Raw genomic sequence first — 8,081 nt, 5'->3', positions numbered from 1 at the left:
CTGGAAGCCTCCACCTCCTGCCGAAGCCCGGCAAGCTCACCCCGGACCTCCCGCTTGAAGACCTCCATCCCCTCCCGGAAGGCGGACAGCTCCCCGCGGGTCTCCCCCCTGGAAGCCTCCACCTCCTGCCGAAGCCCGGCAAGCTCACCCCGGACCTCCCGCTCAAAGGCCTCCAGCCGCCCCTCCACCCGCTTCTGGAAGCTCGAGAACTCCTCCCAGAGTTCCCGCCTGAAGCCCTCCAGCTGCTGGCGAAAGGCCAAAAGCTCTGCCTTGACCTCCTGCCGGAGGGCAAAGATCTCCTGGGGAAGGGTGGCCATCACCCCTTCCACGATTCCCTCGAGCTTGTACAGGCGCTCCTCCAGGGTCATCCGCTTCCAGCCTAGCACACGCGGCCCGAACGGAAAGCGCATAGGGGGCCCCAGCCCGAAAGGCCCACACCCCGGGGTTGGAGAGGGCCGGACGAGGGCTTGAGGACCCGCAAAAACGGGATGGAGGCCGCAAGAAGGCGGTGCCCGCCCCACCCTTGACAGGACCGGGAAGACCGGTTAGCTTGGATGTGTAAACGTTTACGATGAAAAGGTCAAAGATGCCTACGATTAGGGAAATCGCACGTATTGCAAACGTTTCCGTAAGCACGGTGAGCCGGGCCCTCAACGGCCGCCCCGGCGTAAGCCGCGAAACCCAGGAACGGGTGATGGAGGCGGTCCGCACCCTGGGGTACGCCCCTAACCCCGTGGCCCGGGAGCTGGTGGGGAAACCCAGCACCGTGGGCCTTCTCCTGGCCCCTGAGGTGCGGCGCTACACCCCTTACTTCGTCCTCCTGCTGGAAAACCTGGCGGAGGAGCTCTGGCGGGTGGGGCTCCGGGTCAAGGAGGTGGCCACGGACGCCCGGGGCCTTCCCCTGGAGGAAGCCCGGGGCTACGTCCTTTTGGGGGCCCACGACCACGATCCAAGAATCGAGGCCCTGCAGAAAGCCGGCCACCCCTTTGTCCTCATCGGCGTCTACCCTGGGAGCTTCTGGGTGGCCCCCGACGATCCGGCCGGGGGGTACCTGGCCACGCGGCACCTCCTCGAGCTCGGGCACGAGGAGGTCGCCGTGCTCACGGGCTACCTTCACCACCAGGCGGGGCGGGAACGGCTCATGGGCTACAAAAAGGCCCTGCTCGAGGCCGGCCTGCCCTTCCACCCCGAGAGGGTCCTAGACGGCGAGTTCAGCGCCCTTTCCGCCTACCGCGCGGTGCGCAGGGCCTGGGAGGGGGGGCTTCGCTTCACGGGTCTTTTCGCCGCCTCCGATGAGATGGCCCTGGGCGCCTGGGCGGCCCTGGAGGACCTGGGCCTGCGCGTGCCCGAGGAGGTCAGCCTGGTGGGGTACGACGACCTCCCCGAGGTGGGGGAGCGGCTCACCACCGTCCACCAGGACCTCCCCACGATCGCCCGGGAGGCGGTCCACCTCCTGGGCCTGGCCTTGGCGGGGGAAGCCCCTTTGGGGAAACGGGTGCCCGTCCACCTCATTCCCCGGGGCACCACGGCGCGAAGGGGGGTGGGAGACTAGGAAAAAATCCGGCGGTTAGCGGCTTTTAGGTTGAGCGAGGTTCAAGGAAAGGAGGAAAGCATGCGGCGGTTTTTCATCCTCTTGGCGGCCCTTTCGGGCCTGGCCTTGGCCAAGACCCAGGTGCGCATCTCGGGCTGGGGAGGAACGGATATCGCAATCGTAAACGGCCTTTTAAAGGAGGTGGTCCAGCCTAAGCTGGACAAGGAGGGGATCGAAGTCCTCTATGAACCCATCGAGGGAGACTACACCCAGTGGCTCTTCAATGCCCTCTCTGCAGGAACGGCCCCAGACCTCTTTTATGTGGACATCTTCTGGTCAGAAGGCCTTTTCGCCACCGGGCGCGTGGAACCTTTGGACAGCTACTTTAGCAAACAGGAGGTAGGGGAGTTCCTCCCGAACCTGGTCCAGGCCTTCACCTACAGGGGGAGGCTCTACGGCATTCCCAAGGACTTCAACACCCTGGCCCTTCAGTTCAACACCGACCTCTTCGATGAGGCCAAGGTGCCCTACCCCAACCAGCAGGACACCTGGGAAACCTTTGAGGCCAAGCTCCAAAAGGTGCAAGGCAAACTGAAGGACGTAGCGGGACTTTGCGTAGTGGCTGACTTCGCACGCTTCGGGGCCTTTGCCTTCGCTACAGGCTGGAAACCTTTCGATGAAAAGGGGCATACCGTTCTGGACCAGAACTTCCGGCGGGCCTTCGAGTGGTACACGGGGCTGGTGAAGCGGGGAGCCGCCCGGTTTGCTCAGGACCTGGGGGAGGGCTGGACGGGCGGCTGCTTTGGCGGGGAAAAGGCAGCCACGGCTATAGAGGGGGCCTGGATCGGGGGATTCCTTCGGGACAAGGCCCCGAACCTGAAGTACAGGACCACCTTCCTTCCCATAGACCCGGTCACCAAGAAGCGGGGGAACTTTGTCTTCACGGTATCCTGGAGCATGAACGCCGCCAGCAAGAACAAGGGAGCGGCGGCCAAAGTGCTCAAGGCCCTTACCTCCCCAGAGGCCCAGCAGTGGGTTCTGGAGCGGGGCCTGGCCATCCCGAGCCGGTGGGCCCTGGCCAACAACCCCTACTTCCAGCGGCCGGGCAGGGAACCGGAGCTGAACCGCATCGTCTTCACGGGGTCCGGCCTCCAGGGCGGGAACGTCTACCCCTTCAAGTTCCTGGGCTACGGCGGGGACTGGATGCGCCCCATCAACGAGGCCCTGCAGGCGGTCATCACGGGGCAAAAGAGCGTGGACCAGGCGCTTAAGGAGGCCCAGACGGCTTTGGATCGGCTGACCGGAAGACGGTAGTCCAAGGGCAAAGGGGTGGCCCCCTTGGGCCACCCCTTGAGGTTCGAGCATGCGGCTTAGCACACGCACCCTCGAGGGCCTTTACGCCCTCTTTTTGCTCCTGCCCTTCCTCTTCACCCTGGGGGTCTTCTTCCTCTACGCCTTTCTTCGCGCCTTCTACTTCGGCTTCACCGACTACAACCTGTTCGCCCCCCCGAAGTGGATCGGGCTCAGCAACTACCTCCGCCTGTTCCAAGACCCCCTCTTCCTCACCGCCCTAAAGCACACCCTGATCTACAGCGTCATCGTCACCGCGCTCCAAACCTTTTTCGCCTTGCTTTTGGCCGTGGCCCTGAATCGGCCGCTGCGAGGGGTCACCTTTTTCCGCACCCTCTACTACCTCCCCTCGGTGGTCTCTACCGCAGCGGCAAGCCTCCTGCTCCTCTGGCTCTTCCAGCGCACGGGTCTCGTGAACCAGAACCTGACCCTGTTCCTCGCCCATCTGCCCCACCTGCTGGCCTTCGCCCTCCTTTTCCTGGGTCTGCAAACCCTCCAGGTGGCCTGGAAAAGACGTCAAAGGCGGGCGGGGTTCTGGGACCCGGCCCTAGCCATCCTTTCCGCCCTGGGGGCCTTCTTTGGGACCTATGCCTTGGCCCTCTTTGGGTTCCTCAAGCCCCTGGGGCTCAGGGTGGAAATCCCTTGGCTTCCCACGCGGGCCACCTTTTTGGGCCTGCCCTACCCCTTGTGGGCCATCATCCTCATGAACACCTACACCACCATCCCCACCTTCATGGTCCTCTTCCTGGCCGGGCTCAAGGGCATCCCCAGGACCCTTTACGAGGCCGCCGCCCTGGACGGAGCCAGCCCCTGGGTGATGTTCACCCGTATCACCGTACCCCTTCTAAGGCCGGTTCTTTTCCTCGTGATCACCCTGGGGCTCATCGGCACTCTACAGCTCTTTGACCAGGTGCTCTTTGTGGGAGGCTCTGGGGGGGCTCCCCTGGAGAGCACGATCACTCTAGCCTTCTACGTGTACAACAACGCCTTCCCCTCGGGGGCCCAGCCCCGGGTGGGCCTGGCCTCAGCCGCTGCCCTCTTCCTGGCCGGACTTACTCTCTTCATCGTCCTCCTCCAGCGCCGCTTTGGCGTGAGCGAGAGGGGGTGGTCCTGATGGGGCCCCGCCTCTTTGCCCGGGTGGCCTGGACCTACGGCCTCCTCCTCGCCCTCGGGGTCTTCTTCGTGGCCCCCTTCCTCATGGGGTTTCTGGCCAGCCTGAAGCCGGACCCCCTGGAGTGGCCCTTCAGCCTCCGCTTCGCCCAGGTCTCCCCCAAGAACTGGGCCGCCGCCTGGCGGCTGGGCCGGGCGGGCTCGGGAAACCCCTGGCTTGGAGGAATGCGCCCAGGGCGGGAGGTGGTTTTGGAGGTGGCCTACTTCCTCCCCCAGGGGCAGAAGGCGGAGGTCTTTGCCCAGATCCCCCGGCGCAAGGCCGGGGCCGGCATGGGGGCGGTTTTTGAAGCCCCGTACGCCTCCGAATGGGTCCGCCTCGAGGGGCCCACCCTTCTGGAAAGGCGGCCGGCCCGCCTGGGAGAGGCCGAGGGGGAGGTCCTCCGCTACCGCCTCCGCCTGGTCTACCCCGCCGGGAAGGGGCCTTTTTTAGAACGGGTTCCTTTGGACCTCGAGGCGGCGCGGGGGATGGTCCTGGTGGGGGCCAGCCTGGACCCCACCCGGCTGGAAAGGCGGGGCCGGGTGGCCAGCTGGGACAACGCGGTCCCAGGGCTTTTTGGATACGTCTTTCACAACTACGTGCGGGCCTTCCGGGAGACCCGGAGCCTGGAGACCGGGGAGAGCCTCTTCCTGCGCTGGACCCTTAACTCCTTCCTCCTCGCCCTGGCCAAGGTCCTCACCACCTTGGCCTTCGCCTCGATGGCGGGCTACGCCCTGGCCCGCCTCCGGTTCCCGGGGCGGCAGGCCCTCTTCCTCTTCACCCTCTTCAGCATGATGGTGCCCTCCCAGGTGACCTTCATCTCCAACTACCTGGTCTTAAGGGACGGGATCTTCGGGATCTCCAGGCTCTTCGGGGTGGACACCCTCCTCAACACCTACGCCGGCCTGATCCTCTCGGGCCTGGTGGGGGCGGGGGCGGTGTTCATCATGAAGCAGTTCTTCGAGTCCATCCCCCGCGAGATCGAGGAAGCGGCCCTGATCGACGGGGCCACCCCCATCCAGACCCTGGTGCGCATCATCCTCCCCATGTCCACACCCGCCCTCGGGGCCCTGGCCATCCTCACCTTCCAGGGGGTCTGGAACGAGTTTTTCTGGCCCTTCGTGGTCCTGACGAGCCCCCGGGACATCTACACCCTCCCCATCGGCCTCCTTTCCTTCCGCAACGCCTACGGCCAGGTGGGGGACTGGGGGCTGATCCTGGCGGGCGGATTCTTCTCCATGGTTCCCGTGCTCATCCTCTTCGCGGCCTTCCAACGCTACTTCGTGGAGGGTGTGAACGTGGGCGCCTTGAAGGAGTAAGGCATGATCCCCCTTAAAGAGGACGACACCTACCTCGTGCTGAGCGCCCGGGGCTTTGCCGAGGAAGGCCCCGAGGGCTTCTACCGCCACGACACCCGGTTCCTGGCCCGGTACCGCCTCGACCTACCCCCGGGGTTCCAGCTCCTGGAGACCCGGGTGCCCCGGCCCGACCGCCTGGTGCAGTTTTGGGGGCGGTTCCAGGGCCCCGACGGCGAGGCCTTCCTCCGGCGAGAGCTCCAGGTGGCCCGGGGCCGGGTGGTGGAGAGGCTGGTCTTCCACAACCTCTCCCCCCGGGCCTTGGAGCTTCAGGTGGGGCTGGAACTCCAGGCGAGCTTTGCCGACCTCTTCCAGGTGCGGGGGTGGCACGGCACAACACCCATCGGGGCGGGCCTAAGCCACCGGGCCAGGGACAAGGTGGAGCAGCGGGTGGTCCTGGACCCGGAACCGCCGCCCGGGGGCTTCCGCCTTCTTCTTCCCCCGAAGGGCCAGGAGGCCCTCGTCCTGAGCCTCCGTCTGGAAAGCCCCCTGGGTGCTTTCCCGTCAGGGAAACAGGTACCGGAGGCCCCCGGCCACCTGCCGGACTACGAGGCCTTCCTCCAGGCCTTCCCTCGAGGAGAGGGGGCCTGGGAAGCCCCCCTGCGCCAGGCCCTTCTGGATCTCCGGGCCCTCCTGCTGGCCACCCCGGAGGGCTTCGTCCCCGCGGCCGGGATCCCCTGGTTCGTCGCCCCCTTCGGCCGGGACAGCCTCCTCACCGCCTTCATGCTCCTCCCCTGGGGGAAGGAGGTGGCCCAGGGGGTTCTCCGCTACCTGGCCCACCGCCAGGGCCGCGTCCACGATCCCTTCCGGGAGGAGGAGCCCGGGAAGATCCTCCACGAGGTGCGCCTCGGGGAGCTTTCCCGCCTGGGAGAGGTGCCCTTCGCCCGCTACTACGGAACCGTGGACGCCACCCCCCTGTTCCTGGTCCTCCTCGGCCGCTACCTGGACCTCACGGGGGATCTGGGCCTGGTGCGGGAGCTCCGCCCCTCCTGGGAGGCCGCCCTGGGCTGGCTGGAACGAGCCGACCCGGACGGGGACGGCCTTTTGGAGTTCCACCCTTCCGGCTCGGGCCTCGCCGTCCAGTCCTGGAAGGACTCGCACGACTCCATGAGCCACGCCGACGGCAGCCTGGCCGAGCCCCCCCTGGCGGTGAGCGAGGTCCAGGGGTACGCCCACCTGGCCTTCCGCTATGCGGAGGCCTTCCACCGCGCCCTGGGGGAAAAAGAGGCGGCCAAGAGGGCCGGAAAACGGGCGGAAGCCCTCTACCGGCTGATCCAGGAGCGCTTCTGGCTTCCCGAGCTCGGCACCTATGCCCTGGCCCTGGACCGGCACAAGGCCCCCCTGCGGGTCAAGGCCTCTGACGCGGGCCACCTCCTCTGGGCCGGGGCGGTGCCGGAGGAAAGGGTCAAACCCCTGGTCCACACCCTCCTCTCCGAGGAGGTTTGGTCTGGCTGGGGCCTGCGCACCCTGGGGGCCAAGGAAGCCCGGTACAACCCCCTCTCCTACCACAACGGCTCGGTCTGGCCCCACGACACCGCCCTCTTCGCGGGGGGGCTTTTCCGCTACGGCCTGGCGGAGGAAGGACAGAGGGTCGTCCAGGCCCTTTTGGACCTGGCCCTTTCCCAGCCCGACCTCCGGCTTCCCGAGCTGGTGGCGGGCTTCCCCAGGGAACCGGGCCTGCCCCCGGTTCCCTACCCCGTGGCCTGCCGCCCCCAGGCCTGGGACGCCGGGGCGGTCGTCTACCTCTACGCCCTGGCCCACGGGGTCCGCGCCTGGTAGGCAAGGCCGTACGGGCGGGGCCTGACCCCAGCCGCCCCGGCCGGGGGGTTAAAATCATGGGAAGATGGCCCGGAACCGGTCCCAAAAAAACCGGCTTTGGTCCCAGCGAAGCACCTGGACGAGGCCAACGTGGCCCGGCTCGGGCTTATCTCCATCCAGGAGCGCATCCCCGAGGGGTACGCCTCCTGGGAAGAGGAGTTCGAGTTCCTGGGGAAACCGGTGAAGCTGGCCTGCTACGCCAGCGAGAAGGTCGGTGGGGTCCCCCATGGCCTGGACAACGAGGTCTCCCTGGCCCTGATCGCCCTTTACTTCAACGCCGGGGCCCCGGAGGACGGGGCTTTCACCACCACCCCCTACCAGATCCTCAAGCTCATGGGTCTGGACACCTCCGGCTACTACTACCAGGCCCTCAAGGAGAGCCTCATGCGCCTCACCACCGCCACCTACGTCCTCTCGGAGGCCTGGCGCTCCAACGGGCGTTGGCAGAGCGTCACCTTCCGCTACATCGAAAAACTGGAGTACACCTCCTCCGCAGCGGGCCGCCTGGACCGGGCAAGCGTGCTGCGCATCACCCTGGCCAAGGAGATCGTGCGGTCCTTGAAGCAAAACTACGTCAAACCTATAGACATCGAGTTTATGGCCAGCCTGAAGCGTCCTTTGAGCCGGGCCCTCTACCGCCTCCTGGACGCCCAGCGCTTCTCTCCGGAAAACCCCTCCCCCCTGGCCCGCTTCGAGGTGAACCTCATGGAGTGGGCCGCCGCGTGCAAGATCGTCCATAAGCGGCCCGACAAGGTGCGGCGCACCCTGGAGCCCGCCCACAGGGAGCTGATGGAGCGGCGCTACCTCGAGTCGGTGGAGTACCTGGACCGGGGGCAGAACCAAAGCATCGTCTACGTCTTCGGCGAGGAGGCCGGGGGCG

6 protein-coding genes and 1 pseudogene are annotated in these 8,081 nt (G+C 66.6%); 6 read left to right on the top strand and 1 reads right to left on the bottom strand.

Annotation, left to right across the window (positions count from 1 at the left end; all coding sequences use genetic code 11):
* Positions 1–368 (bottom strand): annotated as a pseudogene (locus tag C4301_RS08625) (DUF1640 domain-containing protein); the annotation flags it as partial.
* A gap of 218 nt (positions 369–586) precedes the next feature.
* Between C4301_RS08625 and C4301_RS08620 the strand changes: the two are divergent.
* The 6 genes from C4301_RS08620 to C4301_RS08595 all read left to right on the top strand — a co-directional run.
* A complete protein-coding gene (locus tag C4301_RS08620) occupies positions 587–1,552 on the top strand; it encodes a LacI family DNA-binding transcriptional regulator (RefSeq protein ID WP_503012419.1) in 966 nt (321 codons plus the stop codon).
* Positions 1,553–1,612: 60 nt separating this feature from the next.
* Positions 1,613–2,845 (top strand): ABC transporter substrate-binding protein, encoded by a 1,233-nt coding sequence (locus C4301_RS08615; protein ID WP_352414684.1) that lies wholly within the window; start codon positions 1,613–1,615, stop codon positions 2,843–2,845.
* A 49-nt stretch (positions 2,846–2,894) separates the two neighbouring features.
* Positions 2,895–3,995: a carbohydrate ABC transporter permease gene (locus tag C4301_RS08610; protein WP_352414683.1), complete on the top strand. Its 1,101-nt coding sequence runs from the start codon at positions 2,895–2,897 to the stop codon at positions 3,993–3,995.
* Positions 3,995–5,347 carry a carbohydrate ABC transporter permease gene (locus C4301_RS08605; RefSeq protein ID WP_352414682.1) on the top strand — a complete coding sequence of 451 codons (1,353 nt, stop codon included), beginning with the start codon at positions 3,995–3,997 and terminating at the stop codon, positions 5,345–5,347. The genes C4301_RS08610 and C4301_RS08605 overlap by 1 nt, the downstream gene beginning before the upstream one ends.
* A 3-nt stretch (positions 5,348–5,350) precedes the next feature.
* Positions 5,351–7,162, top strand: a complete 1,812-nt coding sequence (locus C4301_RS08600) for a glycogen debranching N-terminal domain-containing protein (RefSeq protein ID WP_352414681.1) — start codon at positions 5,351–5,353, stop codon at positions 7,160–7,162.
* A 96-nt stretch (positions 7,163–7,258) separates the two neighbouring features.
* Positions 7,259–8,081: replication initiator protein A (locus tag C4301_RS08595; RefSeq protein WP_352414680.1), on the top strand; the 823-nt coding region annotated here is incomplete at its 3' end.

It is taken from the genome of Thermus sp. (genome assembly GCF_040290245.1).
In the GTDB taxonomy this organism is placed as follows: Bacteria; Deinococcota; Deinococci; order Deinococcales; family Thermaceae; genus Thermus_A.
Note: the sequence above shows the minus strand (reverse complement) of the source record. Positions and strands in the feature narration are given on the sequence as shown.